This is a genomic window from Myxococcus eversor, from assembly GCF_010894455.1.
Taxonomy (GTDB): domain Bacteria; phylum Myxococcota; class Myxococcia; order Myxococcales; family Myxococcaceae; genus Myxococcus; species Myxococcus eversor.
The window spans coordinates 128,473-148,770 of the sequence record NZ_JAAIXY010000013.1; the positions used below are offsets into that span (position 1 = coordinate 128,473).

Annotated in this window: 15 protein-coding genes; 8 read left to right on the plus strand and 7 right to left on the minus strand. The window is 68.2% G+C overall.

All coding sequences use genetic code 11. The features are described from left to right. Window positions 1-32 precede the first annotated feature (32 nt). The 3 genes from G4D83_RS25680 to G4D83_RS25690 all read right to left on the minus strand — a co-directional run bounded on the left by G4D83_RS25680 (window position 33) and on the right by G4D83_RS25690 (window position 4,789). Window positions 33-866 (minus strand): hypothetical protein, encoded by an 834-nt coding sequence (locus G4D83_RS25680; protein WP_163867467.1) that lies wholly within the window; start codon window positions 864-866, stop codon window positions 33-35. Continuing rightward, a complete protein-coding gene (locus G4D83_RS25685) occupies window positions 863-3,298 on the minus strand; it encodes an exonuclease/endonuclease/phosphatase family protein (RefSeq protein WP_163867468.1) in 2,436 nt (811 codons plus the stop codon). Before G4D83_RS25685 ends, G4D83_RS25680 begins: the two co-directional genes overlap by 4 nt. Window positions 3,299-3,517: 219 nt before the next feature. Then, a complete protein-coding gene (locus G4D83_RS25690) occupies window positions 3,518-4,789 on the minus strand; it encodes a DEAD/DEAH box helicase (RefSeq protein WP_163867469.1) in 1,272 nt (423 codons plus the stop codon). A gap of 229 nt (window positions 4,790-5,018) precedes the next feature. Here G4D83_RS25690 and G4D83_RS25695 point away from each other — a divergent pair, with 229 nt between their 5' ends. From G4D83_RS25695 to G4D83_RS25730, 8 genes are all read left to right on the plus strand, one after another. Continuing rightward, window positions 5,019-5,543 (plus strand): RNA polymerase sigma factor, encoded by a 525-nt coding sequence (locus G4D83_RS25695; protein ID WP_163867470.1) that lies wholly within the window; start codon window positions 5,019-5,021, stop codon window positions 5,541-5,543. 2 nt (window positions 5,544-5,545) lie between these two features. Next, on the plus strand, window positions 5,546-6,229 hold the full coding sequence (locus tag G4D83_RS25700) for a hypothetical protein (RefSeq protein ID WP_240356580.1): 684 nt from the start codon (window positions 5,546-5,548) through the stop codon (window positions 6,227-6,229). 103 nt (window positions 6,230-6,332) lie between these two features. Then, window positions 6,333-6,971: a hypothetical protein gene (locus tag G4D83_RS25705; RefSeq protein WP_163867471.1), complete on the plus strand. Its 639-nt coding sequence runs from the start codon at window positions 6,333-6,335 to the stop codon at window positions 6,969-6,971. 152 nt (window positions 6,972-7,123) lie between these two features. Beyond that, window positions 7,124-10,801 (plus strand): hypothetical protein, encoded by a 3,678-nt coding sequence (locus G4D83_RS25710; protein ID WP_163867472.1) that lies wholly within the window; start codon window positions 7,124-7,126, stop codon window positions 10,799-10,801. Next, a complete protein-coding gene (locus tag G4D83_RS25715) occupies window positions 10,798-11,337 on the plus strand; it encodes a DUF1318 domain-containing protein (protein WP_163867473.1) in 540 nt (179 codons plus the stop codon). Before G4D83_RS25710 ends, G4D83_RS25715 begins: the two co-directional genes overlap by 4 nt. Beyond that, a complete protein-coding gene (locus tag G4D83_RS25720; RefSeq protein WP_163867474.1) occupies window positions 11,331-14,798 on the plus strand; it encodes a TolB-like translocation protein in 3,468 nt (1,155 codons plus the stop codon). Before G4D83_RS25715 ends, G4D83_RS25720 begins: the two co-directional genes overlap by 7 nt. A gap of 418 nt (window positions 14,799-15,216) precedes the next feature. Beyond that, window positions 15,217-15,840 carry a hypothetical protein gene (locus G4D83_RS25725; RefSeq protein ID WP_163867475.1) on the plus strand — a complete coding sequence of 208 codons (624 nt, stop codon included), beginning with the start codon at window positions 15,217-15,219 and terminating at the stop codon, window positions 15,838-15,840. Further along, window positions 15,837-16,082, plus strand: a complete 246-nt coding sequence (locus G4D83_RS25730) for a hypothetical protein (protein WP_163867476.1) — start codon at window positions 15,837-15,839, stop codon at window positions 16,080-16,082. The genes G4D83_RS25725 and G4D83_RS25730 overlap by 4 nt, the downstream gene beginning before the upstream one ends. 41 nt (window positions 16,083-16,123) lie before the next feature. Here the strand turns inward: G4D83_RS25730 and G4D83_RS25735 are convergent, their stop codons facing one another. The 4 genes from G4D83_RS25735 to G4D83_RS25750 all read right to left on the minus strand — a co-directional run bounded on the left by G4D83_RS25735 (window position 16,124) and on the right by G4D83_RS25750 (window position 20,157). Next, on the minus strand, window positions 16,124-17,761 hold the full coding sequence (locus G4D83_RS25735) for a cell division protein FtsK (protein ID WP_163867477.1): 1,638 nt from the start codon (window positions 17,759-17,761) through the stop codon (window positions 16,124-16,126). A gap of 68 nt (window positions 17,762-17,829) precedes the next feature. Next, window positions 17,830-18,390, minus strand: coding sequence for a hypothetical protein (locus G4D83_RS25740; protein ID WP_163867478.1), 561 nt, complete (start codon window positions 18,388-18,390; stop codon window positions 17,830-17,832). Between the two features lie 261 nt (window positions 18,391-18,651). Further along, window positions 18,652-19,788 (minus strand): glycoside hydrolase family 16 protein, encoded by a 1,137-nt coding sequence (locus G4D83_RS25745; protein ID WP_338041943.1) that lies wholly within the window; start codon window positions 19,786-19,788, stop codon window positions 18,652-18,654. A 6-nt stretch (window positions 19,789-19,794) separates the two neighbouring features. Then, window positions 19,795-20,157, minus strand: a complete 363-nt coding sequence (locus G4D83_RS25750; RefSeq protein WP_163867480.1) for a hypothetical protein — start codon at window positions 20,155-20,157, stop codon at window positions 19,795-19,797. Window positions 20,158-20,298: the final 141 nt, after the last annotated feature.

The window sequence follows — 20,298 nt, forward strand, 5'->3', positions numbered from 1 at the left end:
TCAACTCCATCCAGGTCCGTCAGATGGAGGCGTCAGGGCGCGGGGGCCGCCGACTGGTTCACCAGCACGTCGTGGAAGTAGGCATTCACATACCCCAGCGGGCTGGGAGTTCCGCTGCCGCAGGACGGCAGGGCGTGTGTCACCACGAGCTCCTTGTTGGCGATGCCCGGGACATGGGTGTCCGTGACGGTGTAGGCGCCGTACACCTCGGGCTGGCTGTCGCGCTGGAACACGAAGCGGTCATTCACCGCGTCCCACTGGACTCGCAGCCGGGCCTGCTCGCCCTGGTGAACCGGGCCCAGGTCCGACGTGAAGAGCGAGCTGCGCCCCGTGCACGACGCGTCCCTGCACCGCTCGATGAGCGCTTCCACCCTCAAGTCCTGTGAGCCCAGCGGGTCCGTGGACCGGGAGACGATGCGGATGGACGCGGTGATGTCGTCCTTCGCGCTGGCCCGGCTCGGCACGGCGGCGTTGAAGAAGTGGCCGGACAGCTCCGCCGCTCCCTGGGAGACCCCGACACCCGGCGCCGCGCACCCCGTGCTCCGGGCGTTGTTCACGCGGACCTTCGCCTCGATGGCCGTCACCGCCGACGGCTGCGTGAGGCGCAGGCCGTAGCGTCCCGTGCCCGTGTTGGAGCGGCTCAAGAGCCGCAGGCGGGTGAAGGCCAGCTCACGAATCGCCTGCTGCCGGCTTCCGCTCTCCTGGCTGGTCCACCGTGCCGCGTCGATGCCGCGCACCTTCGTCGCGCGAGGCGGGTTGGACTCCGTCGGGTTGAAGTTGTCGTAGGGCACCATCGGCTCGACGGCGTGGGCCGTCCCCCCGAGGAGCAGCGCGAGCACCGCGTACTTCAGATTCATTGCGCTCATGGGGTCTCCAGCTCCTTCAGTTGGATGAAGTGCCGCACCCGGGCGTTGTCGCCCGTGTCCAAATCCTTGCCCTCGGTCTCCAGGGACATGCCGTTCTCGTACCCGTTCAGGAAGCTGCCCATCAGCTCGAGCCCCGTGAACCAATCATTGGGACTCGTCTCGCCCTTCACCCGGCGGACCAGGCCCGTCCCCGCGAAGAAGCTGAAGTGGCCGTCTCGCTCGTCCACCGCCGTCCCCGCGCCCCCCTCGGGGATGGAGTCGTAGTGGTCGTTGGGGCCAGTATCCTCCTCCCAGATGGCGGAGGTCATGTTCACCACCCCCGTGAAGTTGGCGGGCAGGTCCGGGAACTGCGTGGGATTGTCCGGTCCTGTCTGAACCTGCCAGTTCGGGTAGATGGTCTGGTCCTCGACGATGGTCAGGAAGGCGTTCTCCCGGAAGAAGCCATTGGCCGTCATGTGGACCCGGGGCGTGAACCAGTCCGCGCAGCAGCCGCTCTCCGTCTCCAAATCCGTCACCTGCTTCACCGCGTATTCAAGCCGGTGAGGCTTGGCGGGGTTGTACTTCACGGTGTCCTTCACCTTCGTCAATGCCACGCTCACGTCCACCATCGCGTGGTCCGACAGGCATTGCTGGAAGAGCTGCGGCGGGTTCGACAGGATGATGCTGGAGTCAGGGTCGAAGTGCGGCTTGACGTCCGCGGTGGGCTCCTTGAGCAGCGCGTAGGCGGGGAACTCCAGGGTGTCCTCGGCGGGGAACACCAGCACGTAGTCGAGCCGGTCCTTGGAGCCCAGTTCGTCCGTCACCAGGTCCGTGCAGGTGGTGCCCAGCCACGTTCCGGTCGCCATCGGGTCCGGGCCGGACGAGGTGCGCGCCAGGTCACGGGACTCGGAGAAGAGGCTGTTGGCCTTCTCGAACTCGGTGAGCTGGCTGATGTCCAGGAAGCTGGGGCCCACCATGTCTTGATAGCGGGGGAAGTTGGAGTCGGGCTGGGTGGCCTTGGGCCCCAGGGTGTTCATGTCCCCGAGCAGGAAGGCGGGGCGGTCCATGCCGCTCGGCCACGTCCCCTGGGGGAAGATGTCGTCGTCGCCGAGCAGGTACGGGAAGGTGTTGGCATGCAGGGGCCCGCCTTTGCGCACCTGCTGGACATAGGCCTTGATGTCGAAGAGCTGGTCCTCGCGGGCATCGGTGTCCGGCCCCGGAGTGTTCTCTCCCGCGTTGACGTGGGTGCAGAACACATCGACGAACTCACCGTAGTCCGTCGCGGAGGAGGTCCTGGAGGCGCCGGTCTCTTCCATGACGATGACGGGCTCGGTCGCGGCGGGGGTGGCGATGCGCGCCCAGATGACGCCCTTGTCCTGCATGCAGTCGGAGCCGGTGCACATGTGAGAGGGGAAGTGGTGCACGCCTCCCTCCAGAATCTGCCGTGAGGACAGCAGCACGAGGCCCGTGCTCTCGGTGGGCAGCTTGAAGACTTCGTCGTTCAGCTCCGTGACGGCCTGCATGGGCGGCAGCAGCTCGATGGCGCGCAGCGCGTTGACCTTCTCGATGAGCTCGCCGCGCTCATGGGACATCCAGATTTCGGAGATGCAGGCGACCTCCTTCCTGAAAATCTTGACGGCGACGGTGTCAATCTCTCCCGAGCCTCCGTCGGGGACCCAGAATGTCGCGTCGGGCATCTGCCCCACGTTCCACATGGTGAAGCTCAGGGGGATGGAGACGGGCTCCTTGAGCTCGAGCGTCTCCCAGGTCGAGGGGATGAAGTCGACGGGCGACTGGTTCTTCACGTTGGGGAAGATGCCGCCTCCCACCCGCTGCGTGGCGCCGGCCACCGAGAAGACGGTGCTCTGGATGCCGAGGCCCAGCTTGCGGACGAGCGCGGACAAGGGTTCGCTGCCGGTGATGGGCGGCACGCTGCTGCGCAGCTTCACCGCGAACTCGATGTGCACGCGGGACGACTGTGCGCTCGGGGTCGACACCACGACGGTGGTGGCCCAGGCCTGGTTGGGGTCGGTCAGTCCCGTCCAGCCATTCGTGTTGTTGCCCATCCGCTGCGAGAGCGTGGTGTTTCCATTTGGACCGGTGGAGTAGCGCAGCTGGAGGCGACGGTCCTCGGAGCGGGGCTGGTTCGCCCCGGTCACCTGGTTGATGGTGGCGTCGCGTTGGGCGTCGAGCCAGATGTCGATGAGGCCCGCCGCGTCCAGGAAGTTCCCGTTGGCGTCCTTGGGCCGGGGCAGCCGCATGCCGATGAACAGCGTCTGCGAGAGGCAGGGGTTGGTCTGGACCGAGGGAATCCCGCCGGCCTTGGGCATCCCGAAGTTGCACTCCTCCGAGGTGTACTCGGCGTTGTCACTGACGAGCAGGTACAGCTCGCCGTTGGGGCCGCCGTTCGCATAGTCCTGCAGCGGGAACTTCTTGCCGTCGGCGTACTCCATCGGAGCAACCCAACCGTCCACCGTGGGCTGGGTGCACGTCGCGCCGGGGCTGCATTGGACTGCTGCGTTCTGAGGAGGAAGCCTCGTGACGTGGGGCGCCGCCAGGGCCCATGTGGGGATGAGACTGGCGAGAGCCAACAGGAATGCACCGCGTTGCATGAAACCTCCGGGTTGTGCCCCAGAGGAACGAAGGCGTTCGCGGATCTTCCCGCCCGTGTTTCACGGCCCTTTTATTTTACGCGCCGGCGGGCGGCTCGCGGCGGCCGCGGCGGCTTCGCGCAGCTTGTCCTTCTTGCTCTTGCGCTTCCCCTTCACGCCGCCATTCACGTCCAGGGGCGGGGTGGGGACGTCGACGGGCTCGAACCCCGGAAGCTGTTCGCGGGGGAGGCGGAGCTGGTGGCGACGCTCGATGAGCCGGAAGTGGGCCTGGGTGTCCGCGCTGATGAAGCTGAGCGCCGTGCCAGGCTCGCCCGCCCGGCCCGTGCGGCCAATCCGGTGCACGTAGTCCACGGGTGAGCGCGGCAGGTCGTAGTTCACGACGGCGGGGAGCTGCACGATGTCGATGCCGCGCGCGGCGACATCCGTGGCGACGAGGACCTTCACGCGCTTCGCCTTGAAGTCCGCCAGCGCGCGCGTGCGCGCTCCCTGGCTGAGCTCTCCGTGCAGGGGCGCGGCGGTGATGCCAGCGCGGTTGAGCTTCATCGCGACGTGCTCCGCCCCATACCGGCTGGCCACGAAGGTCAGCACGTGGGACCAGCCTTGGGTCTCCAGCAGGTGACGCAGCAGCATCGTTCGCCGCCCCGCGTCCACCTCGATGGCGCGCTGGATGACGAGGTCCGCGCCGGGCAGGGCTTCTGGCTGGATGTCGATGCGGGTGGGCTCGTGCAGCAGCGCCGCGGCGAGCGTCCCCACGGCGGGTGGAAACGTCGCGGAGAACAACAGGTTCTGGCGGCGCTTGGGGAGCAGGGCGAGCAGGCGCGTGAGCTCGTCGGAGAAGCCCAGGGAGAGGAGCTGGTCGGCCTCGTCGAGGACCAGGGTCTCCACCGTGGAGAGCCGGAGCGCGTTCTGGTCCACCAGGTCCAGCGCGCGGCCCGGCGTGGCCACGACGAGGTCCGCGCCTCCGCGCAGCGCCATCATCTGGGGGTTGATGGAGACGCCGCCGACCGCGAGGCACGTCTTCAATCGCCGGGGCAGATGGCGCCCGAGCTGCTCGACGGCCTCGGCGATTTGAGCGGCGAGTTCGCGGGTGGGAACGACGATGAGGGCGCGGGTCCGCCGGGGTGTGCCAACGGGACTCACGCCCAGGGCCTCCAGGAGCGGCAGCACGAACGCGGCGGTCTTCCCCGAGCCCGTCGGTGCCGACGCCCAGACGTCACCGCCTCGGAGCACCGCCGGAATGGCGGCGCGCTGCACAGGGGTGGGGTCGAGGCAGTCGAGGTCGCTCATCGCGCGGACGAGCGCGTCCGAGAGACCGAGGGAGGAGAAGGTCATGGCCGGGCACCCTATCCCACGGATGGGGACGCACCCGTCCTAAAGGGCTGGGGTGGCGGCTCAGCGGTGGCCTTCCTGGCTGCCCGGGTCGGGGCCTCGGCCGGAGGCGTGGCGTTCGTCGGCGTCCGGGAAAATGGAGAGGGGGTGTGAGAATTCCTCCCCCTGGCGCGAACCATGGAGTGAAGGCGATGGACGCGTCACTCGCGTCCTCGCACCCTGTGGACCCGCGATGGCCGAACCCGACCGACATGCCCGCTTCCTCGCCCTCCTGGAGGCGCACCGGCGAATCCTCTACAAAGTCGCCCGCGTCTACGGCGTCCCTGGGGTGGAGCCGGACGACCTGGTCCAGGAGACCATCGCCCAGCTCTGGCAGTCGTTTCCCCGCTACGACGAGAGGCTCCGGTTCTCGACGTGGATGTACCGGGTGGCGCTCAACGTGGCCATCTCCTTCCAGCGGCGGGAGGGGACGCGGAAGCGACATCTCGCGCCGGAGAGCCAGGAGATGCTGGAGGTGGCTCGGGACGTGGAGGGGCCTCCGTCGGAGGACCTCGCGCTCTTGTACCAGTCCATCGCCCGGCTCGATGACCTGAGCAAGGCCCTGGCGATGTTGTACCTGGATGGCCACGGCCACGCGGACATCTCGGAGGTGCTCGGTATCAGCACCGCCAATGTCTCGACGCGAATCGGACGCCTGAAGGACCGGCTGCGCGCCGACATGAAGCGCCTCTCAATCGACACGACGAAGGAGACCTGACGATGGAGCTCGATGATTTCCAGAAGTGCTGGCAGGCGCATGACGCGCGGTTGGACGAGGTGATTCGCCTCAACCGACGGCTGCTGCGCGCGACGGAGCTGGAGGGGACGAGGACGGCGATGACCCGGCTGCGAGTGTCGATGGGGTTCGAGCTGGTGATGGGGCTGGTCAGCCTGGTCGCGCTGGGGGCCTTCATCGCGGCGAACGTGCATGAGCCCCGGTTCGTCGTGCCCGCGCTGCTGCTTCATGGTGTGGCGCTGGTGCTCACGGCCATCTCGGGGCGACAGTGGCTTCGCGCGGGAGCGCTCGACTATGCGGCGCCCATCACCCAGCTCCAGGCCGGTGTCGAATCGTTGAGGCTGTCCTCGGTCCGCACGACGCAGTGGGTGCTGTGGCTGTCGCCGCTCTTGTGGACGCCGCTGCTCATCGTCGGACTGCGAGGCGTGGTCGGAGTGGATGCCTGGCGCGCGTTGGGGACGGGCTACCTGGCGGCGAACGTGCTCTTCGGGCTCGTGTTCCTGGCCCTCATGGTGGTGGGCAGTCGATGGCTCACGAAGCGGCCCGCGGGGGCCGCGTGGCTTCAGCGGCTGGCCCATGCCGTCGCCGGGACGAACCTGAACGTGGCGCGCGAGCAGCTCGCCCGCCTCGCGGCCTTCGAGGAAGCGCCGCGAGGCGCTGGGAAATAGCGAGGCTCGCGCTGGAGCGGCCCTCCTTTTCTCCGGACACACGGGGCCGTGCACTATCATCCCGCGTGCACGGGCCGTCGGTCGACCCGGCCTGGGGGTCATCGTGGTGCGCAAGGTTCAAATCATCGCCGTCGCCGTCGTCGTCATCGGATTCGTCGGCGCGGGCCTCGCCTCGGTGCTCATCCGCGCCCTCGGCGTCGGCAGGCTGCACGTCCTGACAGTCGCGGGCAGCGCGGTGGAGCTCTCCGTGGACGGGAAGCCGACGCCGGAGGCGAGCACGGACGGTGACCACCTCGTCTTCGAGGTCAGTCGCGGCCCGCACAAGGTGAAGCTGACGGACCCCGTGTCCGGCACCGTCATCCACTTTTCCGTCGACGTCCCCTACGGCTTCGACGAGCTCCTCCTGCCGACACGCGAGGACCAGTGTTTCCTCCGCTTCGACATGACGGAGGCCGCTTACGGTCGGAAGGGCGCCGATGGCGAGGAAGCGTTGCCCCAGGTGGCGGACCGGTATCAGAACACCAACGAGCCCATCAGCATCCCGAGCCACACGTACTACACCTTCGCTGAACTGCCCGAAAACGTCAGGTCCTCCGAGAAGGCCTTCCTGCTGCGCGACACGCCGTGTGACTTCGCGGGCGAAGGCGCCAACGAGGGGTTGCAGCGCATGGCGCTGTCTGACCGGGCGGATGTGTTGTTCACGGACCCGGATTCACTGCTCGTCAAAGACGAAGCGCGATAGCCGCACGGAATCCGGGCACTTCCTCCGCGCTCCCCCGAGGGGTTCGCCAGCGGCCCTCCGCTGCCTTCCTGTGCCCGCTCGCTTGCCCGCAACGGGTGCTCGACTTCGCTCAGGCTCCCCGAGATGATGGCCGCTCGCCCTCATCGAGCACCATGGAATCCCCTAGAGCGGAAAGGCCTCGTCGGCGGTGGGCGCGAGTCTTCGCGGGCGTGGTCCTGCTGCTCGTCGTGCTCCCCGCGCTCGTGCTGCTCGGGGCCGTGGTGGTCTTGCACAACCTCGACCACCCGTGGGTGAAGCCGCGCATCCTTCCCAGGGTGGAAGCGGCCACGGGCCTGTCACTGGATTACCAGCGCGCCCACGTTGCCATTCTGTCGGGGTTGCGACTGGAAGGGCTGGTGGTGCGGACCCCGGCGCCGCTTCACGCCGCCGCGCCCGAGCTGCTGCGCGTCGGCACGCTGGAGGCGCAGTGGACGCTGGATTCACTCCTGAATGGGCCCACGCTGCTGGAGCGGGTGTCCGCGCGGGACGTGGCCGTCACCCTGGTGGCCGATGACGCGGGGCCCACGTCCCTCACGCTCTTGACGCAGCCGGAGCCGCTGCCCGCTGAAGCTCCCCTTGGAACCTCCCAGCAGCTCGCTTCCTTCCTGGCTTCGGCGCCTCCCGTCGGGAAGGTCGAGGTGTCGGGCGTGTCGTTGGCCTACGTCCGCGTCCGGAACGGCGAGGTCGTGGACCGCTGGTCCTTGCGCGGGCTCGCGGCGCTGCTCGAGTTGAAGGAGCAGGACGGGAGATGGAAGGTCTTCGCGAACCTGGGCGGTGCTGGCGCTCCACTGCCCCTGGAGGTGCGCCGTGAAGGCCCCGCCGTTCCCACGGGAGTGGCGGCGCTGGAGCTGGTGCTTTCGGTGGAGGCAGGAGCCGAGGCCGCTCGCGCGCGGGTGGACCTGGATGTCGTGCGGCAGAGCTTCGATTCGCGGTTCACGGTCAGCACGCTGCTGCACGGCGCGGTGTCCGCGCGGTTCGACACGGAGAAGCGACACACCGTCATCGAGCTGGAGCGCACCCGGCTGACCGACAGCGCCCAGGTGGAAGCCCTGGTGGTGCTGCCGGATGCGGCGGAGGTGCCCGTGTTCGTGACGCGGGCCCTGGCGGACGTGGACCTCGGAGGGTTGCTGCAAGGGATTCCCGCTGAGTGGCGTCCGCTCGTCCTCGAACAAGGCAAGGCGCACCTGGACGCCCGGGACGTCACGCTGAGCGCCGTGCCGACCCTGGGCGCCCAGGGCAAGCTGGGCCTGGACGTCGACGTCACGTCGGTCCGGATGGTCCAGGACGCGCTTCAGGTGGCGCTCGGCAGTGGCCGCGTTTCCCTGGTCGCGACGCCTGACTCGAAGCAGGGGCTGTCCGCTCAACTGGCCTTCGCGCTCCAGGCGCTGGCGGTCGACGGGCCCACCACGCTGCGAGTTCCGAAGGCCCAGGGTGAACTGAAGGGACACCAGCTGCGACCGGAGCCCTCTTCACCGCTCATGCTCGCGGGGGATGCAACGCTGTCCGCCATGGTGGAGGCGCTGGACGTCAGTGCCTCGGGTGTCCGTGCGAAGGCCGAACGACTGGGCATTCAGCTCCGAGCTCCGTTGGCCAGGGAGCCGCCCTTCGCGCTGAGCGCGGACGTGCCCGTGGGCGCGCTCCAGGTCGTCCTGGCGGATGGGCGCGAGGTGCTGAAGGGCCCCGTGCACCTGAAGCTGGATGCGTCGGAGGTGTTCCCGCTGCTCGACGAGCCACGGCTCAGCCGGGCCCGGGCCCGCGTGACGCTCGATGTCGGCGCGGTGCACGCGTCCCTGGATGCCACCAAGGGCCCGGAGGACGTGGCGTTCACCCTGACCGCCCAGACTCCGGACCTCGCCGTCGCGCGGCCCTTCCTCCCCAACGAAGTCGCCGCGCGTCTGGGCTGGAAGGACCTGGGCGTGGACCTGACGTCCAAGGGCACGGCGACGGCGCTCTTCTCTCCCACGCCTCGCTGGGACCACCGGACGGAGCTGCGGCTGACGCGGCCCGCATGGGACGACGTGACGGCCAGCACCATCGCCGTCGTGACGAGCTCGCGGGGAGATGTATGGCGACACAAGGCGGAGCTGGACGTTCGAGTCGAAGGGCTTCGCGCGGGTGACCTGGAGGTGGGCACTCAGCACCAGTTCATGACGTTCGACGTCGACCGTCGGAAACCCGCGGTTCGCTTGGTCGTCACCAGCAAGGAGGGGCTGAAGGGAGGGGTCGATGTCGCGCTGGCCTTCGACCGGAAGACCCGTGCGCTTCGCGGCGATGTGACGGCGGACCTCCCGCCCCTCGGTCCGTTGTCAAAGCTCCTGGCCCGGTTCCATGTGCCCGCGGCGGTGGATGCCTCGAAGTTCGCGCTGAAGCTCGATGTGCATGGCACCCTGTTTGGCATCTTCAAGGACATCACCTCCGAGGGCCAGGTGCGGCTGATGCCCACGCCGCTGCGGGGCGTGGGCTTCGAGGGGACGGCGGTGATGGACGCGCTCGGCGTCCGCTGGAGGGACGATGCCCTGTCCCTCAACCTCCCCGCGGTGCACTGGCGAATCGAGTCGCACATCGATGGACCCCGGCGGAGCGTCCACGGTGACCTGACCGCGGAGAAGCTCACGGTCGGCTTGCAGGACCGTCGGTTCACCTTCGCCGACCTGTCCAGCGATACCCTCTTCACCTTCTCCGACAAGTGGGAGGCGGACGACATCGAGGTGAAGCAGGACCTGAAGGCGCGCACGCTGGAGCAGAAGCCGGCGCTGCCGTATCCGGTGCAGGACCTGACGTTGGCGTTCACCGCGACTCGCAAGGCCTCGGGTGTCATCCACGTCCCCGACCTGCTGCTGTCCAACGGTGGGACGAGCACCGAGCTGAAGGTGAGAGGCAGGCTGGACCTCGGCGAGGAGCGGCGGCGCCTGGCGCTGCGGGGACAACTGGCGCAGGACCTGTCCAAGCTCGCCCAGCCCGGTCTCCTGGAGAGCAGCGGCAAGGTCGCGGTCGAGTTCCGGGTGGCGTCTCCCGACCTCGTGGGCTTCCGGACCTTCTCCAGCCTGCTGTTCCAGAACGTGAATGTCCGACTGCCCCCGCAGGGAATCGTCGTCGAGGCGCTCGATGGCAACGTCCCGCTCACGGAGAACTTCCAGTTCACCGAGGGCCAGGTGCGGCTCCTGGACGACATCGACGTGAATCCGTACCCGATGCTGCGGTTCGCCGACCAGCACCCCTTGCTCTCGCGCAGCGGGTTCGTGTCGGTGGCCAGCATCACCACGCCGCAGGTCTCCATCTCTCCGCTGGCGGGCAACCTCGCCATCGACCAGCACGTGGTCTCGATGACTCAACTGGAGATGGGCGTTCGCGGCGGGCGCATCACCGGCCAGTGGCTCCTGGACTGGCAGGGCAAGCAGTCGACGCTGGAGGCGCGCGTGAGGGCCACCGGCGTGAAGTCCTCACACGGCGAGCCCTTCGACGGCAATGCCGCGATGGTCATCTCCGCCAAGGACCGCAGCATCAACGGCCGCGCGGAAATCCTGCGCATCGGCAATCGGCACCTGCTCGACCTGTTGGACCTGGAGGACCCGCGCCACGTGGACCCCGCTACCAACCGGGTCCGCTATGCCTTGAGCCTGGGCTATCCGGAGCACGTGCGCGTGAGCTTCAACCACGGCTTTGGCAGCCTGAGCATCACCATGGGCGGTCTGGCCAAATTGATCAGCATCAACGACATCCGGGGCATTCCCATGGGGCCCATCGTGGATCAGCTCATCAAATCCATCCCCTCCCTGGAGGCCACGCCATGAAACACCGCGGGTTGCTGCTGGTGGCCGCGCTGGCCGCTCCCGGGTGCATCAGCGCCCCGGAAATCGTCATGGTGGACCGCGCGACGGCGCTCGAGGAGCAGGCCTCGGGTTCGTTCAAGGACGTGGAGCAGCGGCTCGCGCGCGCGGGCATGAGTCCGACGCCGGTGCCGCTCACGCCCAACCAGTTGGAGGAGCTGGGCATCCAGCCCACGCCCCTGGTGGAGAACCTCGGCAGGACGCAGGCGGACCGCGTCGACGAGCTGCTGCGGCGCCACTGCGTGGGCGAGGGGAAGGACGGGCTCCTGGCGGACACCCGTCGTCGCTGTCAGGCGGGGCGCCTGACGTCCGATGACGTCGCCCTGATGGAGCGGGTGAACCGGGCCCGGCTCCAGCTCTGGAAGTGGATGCGGACCGTGCGCCCCGGCGTGCCCGAGGAGTCGCTGCGCCAGAGCTGGCATCAGATGCACGCGGAGGGCGTGGTCTGCGGTGGCTGGGTGGAGGCCGCTGACGGCACCTGGGGAGAGAAGAAGTGCTGACGCCCCAAGGGCGGTGCTTGCTGCTCCTGGCCCTGCTCGTCGCGAGCGGCGCGAGCGCGCAGGATGACGAGAACGACGGCGGTGTGCGCATGCCGACACGGCTCACCGTGGGCGTGGGTGACCAGTTCCTCGGGCAGTTGGGGCCCGATGAGAACACGTTGATCTTCGCGTCCAACCGCAACATCGCGACCGAGCTCTACACGCAAGACCTGGAGAAGGGCCGCGAGCGCCGCCTCTTCGACGAAGGCGCCGAGGTGACGTGGCCGCGCGTCAGTCCCGACGGCAAGCACCTTCTCTACATCTCGTTCCGGAACCAGGCCGGTGGCCAGTTGTGTGTGCGGGAGCTGCCCGGCGCGGAGGAGCGTCGCTGCCTCGACGAGGAGGCCAACGCGCTGCAGGCGGAGTGGATTGACTCGTCACGCATCGCGCTGGTGAGCCGGGCCACCATCCAGGGGGACCTGCGCTTGTCGCGGGTGGAGCTGGGGCGCGAGTGGAGCGTGAAGACGCTGCTCGAGCGCAACCTGACGAGTCCCACGCTCACGTCCGATGGGCGCTGGTTGGTGTACGTCCCCGTCGAGCGCTCCGTGACGCAGGTGGGCCCTGGCTTCGCCGCGCGTGCCGCCACCCACCTGGAGGCGCTGCGGTTGGACAGTCCAGGCGCGGCTCCCATCGCGATGGACCTGGACCTTCCGGGGCAGACCGGGCAGCCGGTGTTCTCGCGCGATGGGCGCTTCCTCTACGTGGTGCAGTTCTTCACCGACTCCACGGGGGACGGGCTGATTGATGCCAGCGACACCGGGGTGCTGTTCCGGGTGCCTTTCGAGGCGGAGCGCGACGACGCGCCCGCGCTGGCCGCCGCCGCCAGTCCGACCCAGCTCACCAGCGCGTCCTGGAACTGCCAGTACCCCTCGCCCGCCTCCGCGTCCCTCATCGCGACCTGCTCGCGCTCGCAGTCGCTGGATGTGTATCAGCTGCCACTGGATGGGCAGGTCCCCGACACGTGGGATGTGCGGCAGCTCAGTGAGGAGCTGAAGATGGTGGGCAGGCGCGCCGACCAGCTCCTGCTCTACCGCCACCGCCTGTTGCTCGAGGCCCGGCCCAAGCTGCGCCGGCTGTTGATGATGCGCCTGAGCCGGCTCCATCTGGACTCCGAGGACTTCAGCGCGGCGGAGTTCTACGCCGACCAGATGCGCCGGGTGGAGGACTCCGCGACCACGGGCCTGGAGGAGCCGCTGCGAATCCTCATCGACCACCGGCGCGCGATGAAGGAGCGCGAGCGCGGTCGCATGGTGGAGGAGCTGAGCGAAGCCGAGCGGCAACGCATGGCCGCGCTGGAGCCCGCCAACGCGCCGAGTCCACCGACGGCCGTCTTCCAGCGCGTGGTGCGCAGCGAACTGGCGGAGGCCGCTGGGGACTTCACGCTGGCGCGCAAGGAGCTGGAGTCGGCGGAGCTCGTGGACACCACGCCTCGCGCGGTGCTGGAGGCCTGGTACGACAAGGCGGACGCGCTGTACCGCAAGCTCGATGACCGGGACGCCCTGGTCGAAGCCGGCCGTCGGCTCTCCATGCACAAGGTCTTCCCGGCCGACGACCAGCTCGACTTCGCTCGCGCCGCCGTCAGCGCGTTGTACCGGGGCCGCCCCTATGCCGAGGCGGATGCCGCCATGGCCCAGGCCCTGACCGGGGCTCCCGCTGGCTCCGCGTATGCGTTCGCCCTGGAGCTGGGGCGGCACGTCAACGCGGTGCACGAGGAGCGTCCCCCGCGTCCCGTCCGGGATGCGTTGATGGCGTTCTACCGCCAGCAACAGGACCCGCTCCGCCGACGCGCGGTGGTGCAGGACGCCGTCGAGCGTGCATCGGGGCTCGGCGCCGACGGCGTGCTGGAGGCACTGGCGACCGTCTATGTCGACGATGCTCCCGCGGGCACCGAGGAGCGCCGCCGGGCCGAGCGGCTGTTCCGGCGCGCGATGATGGGCCGTGCCTACCGCCGGTTGGGACAGCAACGCCGGGATGAGGCCCGTGCCGACTTCGACCTCGTGACGAAGCGGACGGGCTTCCTGGAGAGCGCAGTCGAATCCGTGAGCCTGCGCTTGCGTGCCGATGTCAGCCCCGAGGTGGTGGAGAAGGAGGTCACCACCACCTCCGCGAGCATGGCCAGGCCGCTCGCGCACTTCGTGAAGGCCTACCTCATGGCGCGCCAGCTCCCCAAGCTGGATGATGACAAGGCCCATGCCCTGATGGTGAAGGCGGCCGTGGCGGAGCTGCGCCTGTCATGGCCGGAGCTCAAGAACCAGCGCGCGGTGCAGGCCCTCCTGGGCGCCATCCACCATGAGGATTTCTTGCGGAGCCGCGCCCCCGCCGCCGCCGAGCGCGCCAACCGGCACTACATGGTCGCGTTGGACTTGATGCGCAACAACGTCCGCTACAAGGCGATGATTCTCGGCGCGTTGGGGATGCTGCATACCCAGGTGGGCAACTACCACATCGCGCTGGGCTACCTGGACCAGCGGGACAAGCTGCCCTACGTGGACAACTGGGCGGGGCTGGCTGTCTCCCTGGCGCGTGCGCGCGTGCTCCTGCACGTCGGGCGCGACGAAGAGGCGGCGAAGGCGGCGGACCAGGCCCTGGCCATGGTGGATGCCACTCCGAGGCTGTCCCGCTTCAGCACGCTCGTGGTGGACCGCGCGGCGCTCTACAACCTCGCGGCCGGCAGGTTCGAGCGCGCGTTGGCGCTCTATGACCGCGAGCTGCCCATCATCGAAGCGAGTCCTCGCGACGAGGAGGGGTTGCGCAACCGGTTGGTGGTGCGGCTGTCCCGCTGCGCCTCGGCGTTGGGGATGGGGCAGCCCCAGCGGACGTTGGAGGACCTGGACCAGGTGGAGCGCGACCTGGGGACTCCGGAGGTGCGGGCCGCGCTGAAGTGGGCACGCTCCACGCCGGAGCATGTGCTGCGCACCTATCGCATCATCGCCGCGGGCCTGCGTGCGAACGCGGAGAGCCGGCTCGGAAACCTGGATGCCGCGTCCCGTGCGCTCGAACAGCGGCGGGAGCTGTTCCTGGAGCAGTTCGCCCAGTTGGACAGGGATGAGGATGTCCGCGCGGTGACGCTGGCGGAGATGCGCCTGGCGGAGAATGCCGTGGATCGCCAGGACCCGGCGCAGGCGGCCCGGTGGCTGGGCAAGGCGTTGGAGCACGCGGACGCGCTGGTGGAGCGCACCCATGCCCCGGTCGATGCCGGCCAACTGGATGTGCTCTGGTTCGCGGCGCAGCTTCACTCGAACGGGAGCACGCGGCTGCCCTTCGACGTGCCGGAGCGTCTGGGCAAGGCACGGCGCTCTCTCATCGACCAGCGAGACGCGTCCTGGCGCGCGTATCTGGCGTGGTTCGAAATCTACATGGCGCTCAACGCCCACCCGCCAGCGGAGGTCCGCGACGCGCAGGTGCTGCCCGCGCAGCGGTAATCGACGCTCCCATGCGAGATTGGAGTGAGCTGGAGCACTCGCTCGTGACGTCCTGGCGCCTGGAGACGCTCGCCGTCCAGGCGGACCTCCTCCAGCAACAATGAGACCCGCGCGGCGAGCTGATGGCGTTGGACTTGAACCCCACTCCCGAAGACCGGGGCTGGCGGCATCGACGACAGGAGTTGCTCGCGACCTGGCTGGGCGCGCCGCTCGCGGAACGTGCGGGCCACCTGGTCCAGCATGGCTTCATCCACGCGCTTCGCGATGACCGCTTCCATCCTCCGGGCCTGCTCGACAGTCCGCTGGGCACTTTCGTCAGGCGCTACACGGTGCGCGGCGATGAGCGGGCGCTGGCCCGACTCGCGAGCCGTCCACGGCCCTGGCTGGTTCAGCTCACTTCATTCCCAGCAGTCCCGCCGTGCGTGTCGGCGAAGCGGTACGGGACGCGCTCATCGCGGCGGCACCTCATCTCCATGAGCTTCTCCTGCTGGGGACACGCCCTTCGTTCGATGCCTTTCCCCATCCCACCGTGCGTCGCGTGTACGTGGGCCAGGGAAACCTCCCGGCCCCCCAGAACACCCTCACTGTTCCGGACGGTGTCGAAGTGCGCGGCACCTCTCACGCGGAAGGCCGTCGCGGCCCCTGGGTGGAGAACGCGGAGCAGGAACTCGCACTCGAGGCGGTCCAGGCGCAGCCCGACTGCGGCCAGCTTGAGGAGTCCTATGGCGCGTACTTCGCCGAGGTGGGCTCCCTGCCCGCGCTGCTCGCGCGCCTGCGCTCCGCCGGACTCGTCGCGATGGACGGTCCGCGCGTCCGACTGACGACGGCGGGCCGCGTGCTGAGCAACCTCGAGCCCCTCCGCGTGCCTCGGGTCCCCCCGGCGCGAAGTGACTTCGGCCGCTGGGTCCTCTGGGCCGAGACGCGTCAGTCCGTGGGCGAACATCACTCGGTCTCCATCAAGAGTTTGAGCAGTCACCTTCGCTGGCTCGATACGTGTCTTGCGCGTGCCCCCTCGACACGCGCGTCCAGGACACGCTGGTGAGCTATCGCCGCTTCCTCATCGACACGTTGGTGCCCGCCGGTGAGCACGAGGTCCTCGCGTTCGACTCACCCGGTCCTCTCGCCGAGGCCGTGGAGACGATGTTGGAGCTGGAGGACCTGGACCTGGAGGTCCTCCACCTGGACAACCCGCTGAGCCACGATGGCCTCGGGGCGCTGGAGGCAGCGCTCGGTTCTCCGCGGGACTCCAGCCCCGCCCTCTTTCATCTCGTGTGGGGCTCGTAGGCGACGAACGAGCCCGGCATGACGCTGGGGGCCTCGGGTGCTCACGGCAAGGTGTAGAGCCCGACGACGTTCGGGTCCAGCGTGGCGCTGGAGAGCCGCAGGCCCGTGGCGCCACTGACGCTCGTGATGTCACTCACGCCCAGGTCCGCCAGGGAGAACGAGGCGGCGCCCAGCTTGGACTGCACCGTGCCCGGCGGGGTGCCGGTGATGTTCGCCACTCCGCTCGTATAGGAGACGGTCGCCAGGGCGGTGGACGTGGTGCCAGCGGAGGAGGGCGTGAAGTCGCTCGCGAGCAGCGCCAGCGACCAGGTGCCCACGGGCTGGTTTGCGGCGTTGACCAGCGTGACGGTGGTGCTGTCGCCCAGGGTGGTGGATGTCGTCGTGCTGTCGACGATGAAGAAGCGGGTCTTCGCGGTGAAGCTCGTGCCGAACTGGAAGTGGCCCGTGCCCAGGTTGTTCGCGCCGTCATGGACCCCCAGGCCGGAGACGGCCACGTTGGCATTGGCGGGCGCAACGCCCACGGCGCTGGGGGTGTTGGTGCCGGTGATTCCCTGGGCCGTCGCACCCACGAACTGGGAGAAGGTGCCCTCCGCCGTGGTGAGCGAGGCCAACGAGACCACGCCGGTGAGGTTCGCCGGAGTGCCCGCCGTCACCGCGCCCGTGAAGGTCGCGCGAGTAACGGGCAGACGCGTGGGGCCACGTCCAACGGGAGGCTCGGCCAGGGTCGTGATTTCATGAGCGATGCGGTGGAGGTTGCTGGCGTCGGTGGCGCTGATGCCCAGCTCGGCCGCCGCGCTGCCCGCGCCCGTGGCGAGGCCTCGGGGATCGACCTGCGTCACCCTGGCGAACAGCACCGCGGCGGAGAGGTAGCTTCCGTACTTGCTCGAGTGACGGCTGTCCTGCGCGCTCCACAGGTTGAACATGCCCGGGGAGATGCCATCCGACGGGTTCGGGTCAGCCAGTCCCTGGTCGACCGCGCGCAGGAAGCCTTCTCCCACGCGGGCAACGCCCGTGAAGCCCAAATCCCTGGAGGCCTTGAAGTAGGCGTCGCGCAGGTCGGTCTGCATCGCCTGGAGCCCCGGGGTGCCGCTCGGATAGCCCTGGGTGCCCACGCCGGTGGGCGAGGCCCAGGTCTCGTACAGGAACAGGCTCGCGGCGGGGTTCTTGGAGAGCACCAGGGAGCGCAGGGTGCGCGCGGCGTCCGTGAAGGCCGTGGGGGAGCCACCTCGCGGGGTGGGAAGCGGCGTCGTGCTCTGCTCCTGCAGCACGACTGCGTTCCAGGTGGCTTGGCCGATGATGGCGGTCCTGTTGGAGGCATGCCAGCCGAGCGTCTGGCCACTGGCCGTTTCGAGGCAGACATTGAACGAGAGGCCGGCCTGCACGGTCAGCTTCTTGAAGATGCCTGGGATGCCTCCCACTCCAGAGCCATTCGTGTCCGTGACGGCGGCCTTGTTGTACGAAAGGGTCGGCTCCTCGTGGCCGTGGGTGAAGCTGTTGCCCACGAAGAGGATGTCGCCGCCAGAGATGGCCGCGAGGGAGTCGTCCAGGGCGTCTTCGTGCTCGGGGGCCGCGAGGGCGGAACAGCCCATGCCGACCGCGAGGACGCTCCAGGCCATCAGTGCCAGCGCTCGTGAGGAGACGGTGGGCCACGACGGTACGGCGACGGGTGAACGGCGCATGATGCCTCCCTCATGAACTCGAGTCCGAAGTCACTCGAACATCCTGGCCTTGCTTCGGGTCCTGTACCTTACGCCCGTGACGGAGTCCCACGCACCCCGCGTCGGGCATGCTCCTGGCGGAGGACGCAGAACTGACAGACTCCCGCGATGAGCAGCAGTCCCCAGGTGCACCTCGGCTCGCGCGTCACTCCCAGCACGAGCACCGACAATGCCAGCAGCCAGGGGGCCCAGAGCGCCTCTCCCTCCCGGTATCGCACATACACCCGGGCGGGTGGCAGGAGCAGGACGCACGGCACGAGGAAGAAAGGCCACTCTTCCGGGGGCCTTCGAAGCATGAACGCGAAAGAGAGCGCGGCGAAGCAAGCCCACTCCACCAGCACGAGTCCCGTGCGCCACGCGAGCGTCCGTCGCTCGGAGGCCGTCAGCCCGCGCGAGGGAGCATGAGACGCCACGGACGCGGGGGGCCCATCGCCCGTCAGGGAGACTGCTCCCTCCTGGGCGTCGAGCAGCCGCACACGGCGCGAGTGCACCTGGGCCGCCATGGCCACGAACCCCAGGGCTCCCACGCTCACCATCGTCACGACGTCCAACAAGGAAGGGACGCGCGCGCTCCCCGCGAGTACGGCCACGCGAGGCCCTGATGGTCCGGGAGAGGACGCTTCGAGTCGGATCGTGACGACGTGGACCATCACCGTCGCCAACGCGACGAAAACGCCCAGGATGATTGGAACTTCACGAGGCGCGGCCATGTCGGTAGTGCAGGGCCCAAGTCACCGCCTGTCAAGTCGGCCCGAAGGACAGCGCGCCGCGGGAGCGGCCGGCGCGCTGTGAGGTCACGAAGCTCGTGTGCCAGGTCTTATCGGGTCACGCCCTCAGAGTGAGTCGCGGCGCTACATGTCGCGGGCCGCCGCACCTTCGAGGGGGGAGGCTGTCTGGGAAGGGGGAGGAATACAGCCAGCATCCCCCACGCATGACAGCGGCTCGCTCCTGGACGGGTCTGACGCGCTGGACCATGCACCCGTGCTGCTGATGACGGGACACGTCGGCTCCGGCGTCCAGCCTTCCACCTTGTCGATGAAGAAGGTCGATGGGAACTGGGTCACTCCGGGGATGACCTGGTTGAAAGGCCAGCCCTTACAACCTGCTTCGACATTGAGGTTCAGGAGCAGTTGCATCGGCGGTGTGGGTATCGCGGAGGTCGCCAGGTACATCGGCACGCCATCAATGCTGATGAGGATGCGATCCTGGCTCCAGTCGAGTTCATAGACGCGGAATCCGAGTGCGTAGGAGGCAGAGGCCGTATGCTCGTAATCAATCTGACGAGCCGGACTGCATGCGTCACCGGGAGAGCTGGGCTGGGTTTGTGGGTAGTGGCCAAAAAGCACCTTCGCGGGACTGTACGCACAGAGGCCACCGGCTTCGAACACGTCAATCTCGCTACAGTTGAGGCCTGAGAACCAGAATGCGGGCACGAGGCCTGGTTGGGCCGTCACCTGCGCGGTGATTCGGTAACGCCCATAACCAAACCACTGATGGGTCGCGATGCTCCCGGACGTATATCCGTAAGGCCCGGAGGAATCGACCTTGGCCGTGAGCTTCAACATCCCGGAACCCACGGTAGTGTTGCTGGCGCGCCAGTAATTGGGGGTATCGGGTTCTCCATCCAGGATGACCCACTTCCCCGTATCAGGTCCCTGGGAGAAGTCATCGTAGAAGGAATGCTGACCACAGCAGCCTCCAAGGCAGGTGGAGCCTGCCAGGCATGTGCCAGCACAACAGGGCTCACCGAACCCACCGCAACTCATGCATGCGCCAGCGACACAGGCCTTCCCGGCCGCACAACCGGTCTGGCATGTGCCATTCGGGTCGGGTACTTCCGCCTGAACGAAGACGGGAGTCTCTCCTGCGATGGGCACCCATTGAGGGGTGGCATCGGCACGGGTCGGCGAAAAACAGATGATGATGAGTGCAATACCCAGGACGACAGGGGTGGAGTCCACCCGATTGGGAGTCGACATTGCTGTCATCCCTGGCTACGACGAGACATCCACGAAATACACGGAACAACCCCAGCCCGTGGTGGTGACGGTGTCGTCCGTGCGCACCGTGACATGCTTGCCGGCCATGAACGCCGCCATGACCGCTGAGTACATCATCTTGAGACCGTCCGCCGTCACGCCACGGATGCCGACAACCACGGCTCCACGCTTGTTGTTGTTCAGGGTGCCATTGGTGCAAAGGTCGGGAATCCCGGTGAGCACGAAGCTGAAGCTGCCATTCGCCTCGACTTGAAAGCTGTAGATGGTCCCGGAGCGCTCGGTAGCTACCGCTTCGCCAGCAAGCAAGGTCGCGAGGATGCCCGTGGCGATGATTGATGACAAGAAAGGAGTCTTCATGGTGAACCTCATGGTGTGTGTATGGACTTGCTGCAAGGTGCCATTTACAGGGGCTCATGTCCATGGCGGTTTGCTGTGTTTTGTCTGGGCCGCCGCGGGTACCCGTTCACAGGAAATCCTGAGCGAATCGTTCACGGAAGC

What these genes read in the sequence shown, in the direction of transcription:
- G4D83_RS25685 (WP_163867468.1), bottom strand. Translation starts at nt 3,298, where the DNA reads ATGGAGTACGCCGACGGCAAGAAGTTCCCGCTGCAGGACTATGCGAAC.
- G4D83_RS25680 (WP_163867467.1), bottom strand. Translation starts at nt 866, where the DNA reads ATGAGCGCAATGAATCTGAAGTACGCGGTGCTCGCGCTGCTCCTCGGG.
- G4D83_RS25750 (WP_163867480.1), bottom strand. Translation starts at nt 20,157, where the DNA reads ATGAAGACTCCTTTCTTGTCATCAATCATCGCCACGGGCATCCTCGCG.
- G4D83_RS25715 (WP_163867473.1), top strand. Translation starts at nt 10,798, where the DNA reads ATGAAACACCGCGGGTTGCTGCTGGTGGCCGCGCTGGCCGCTCCCGGG.
- G4D83_RS25700 (WP_240356580.1), top strand. Translation starts at nt 5,546, where the DNA reads ATGGAGCTCGATGATTTCCAGAAGTGCTGGCAGGCGCATGACGCGCGG.
- G4D83_RS25695 (WP_163867470.1), top strand. Translation starts at nt 5,019, where the DNA reads ATGGCCGAACCCGACCGACATGCCCGCTTCCTCGCCCTCCTGGAGGCG.
- G4D83_RS25735 (WP_163867477.1), bottom strand. Translation starts at nt 17,761, where the DNA reads ATGCGCCGTTCACCCGTCGCCGTACCGTCGTGGCCCACCGTCTCCTCA.
- G4D83_RS25710 (WP_163867472.1), top strand. Translation starts at nt 7,124, where the DNA reads ATGGAATCCCCTAGAGCGGAAAGGCCTCGTCGGCGGTGGGCGCGAGTC.
- G4D83_RS25690 (WP_163867469.1), bottom strand. Translation starts at nt 4,789, where the DNA reads ATGACCTTCTCCTCCCTCGGTCTCTCGGACGCGCTCGTCCGCGCGATG.
- G4D83_RS25745 (WP_338041943.1), bottom strand. Translation starts at nt 19,788, where the DNA reads ATGACAGCAATGTCGACTCCCAATCGGGTGGACTCCACCCCTGTCGTC.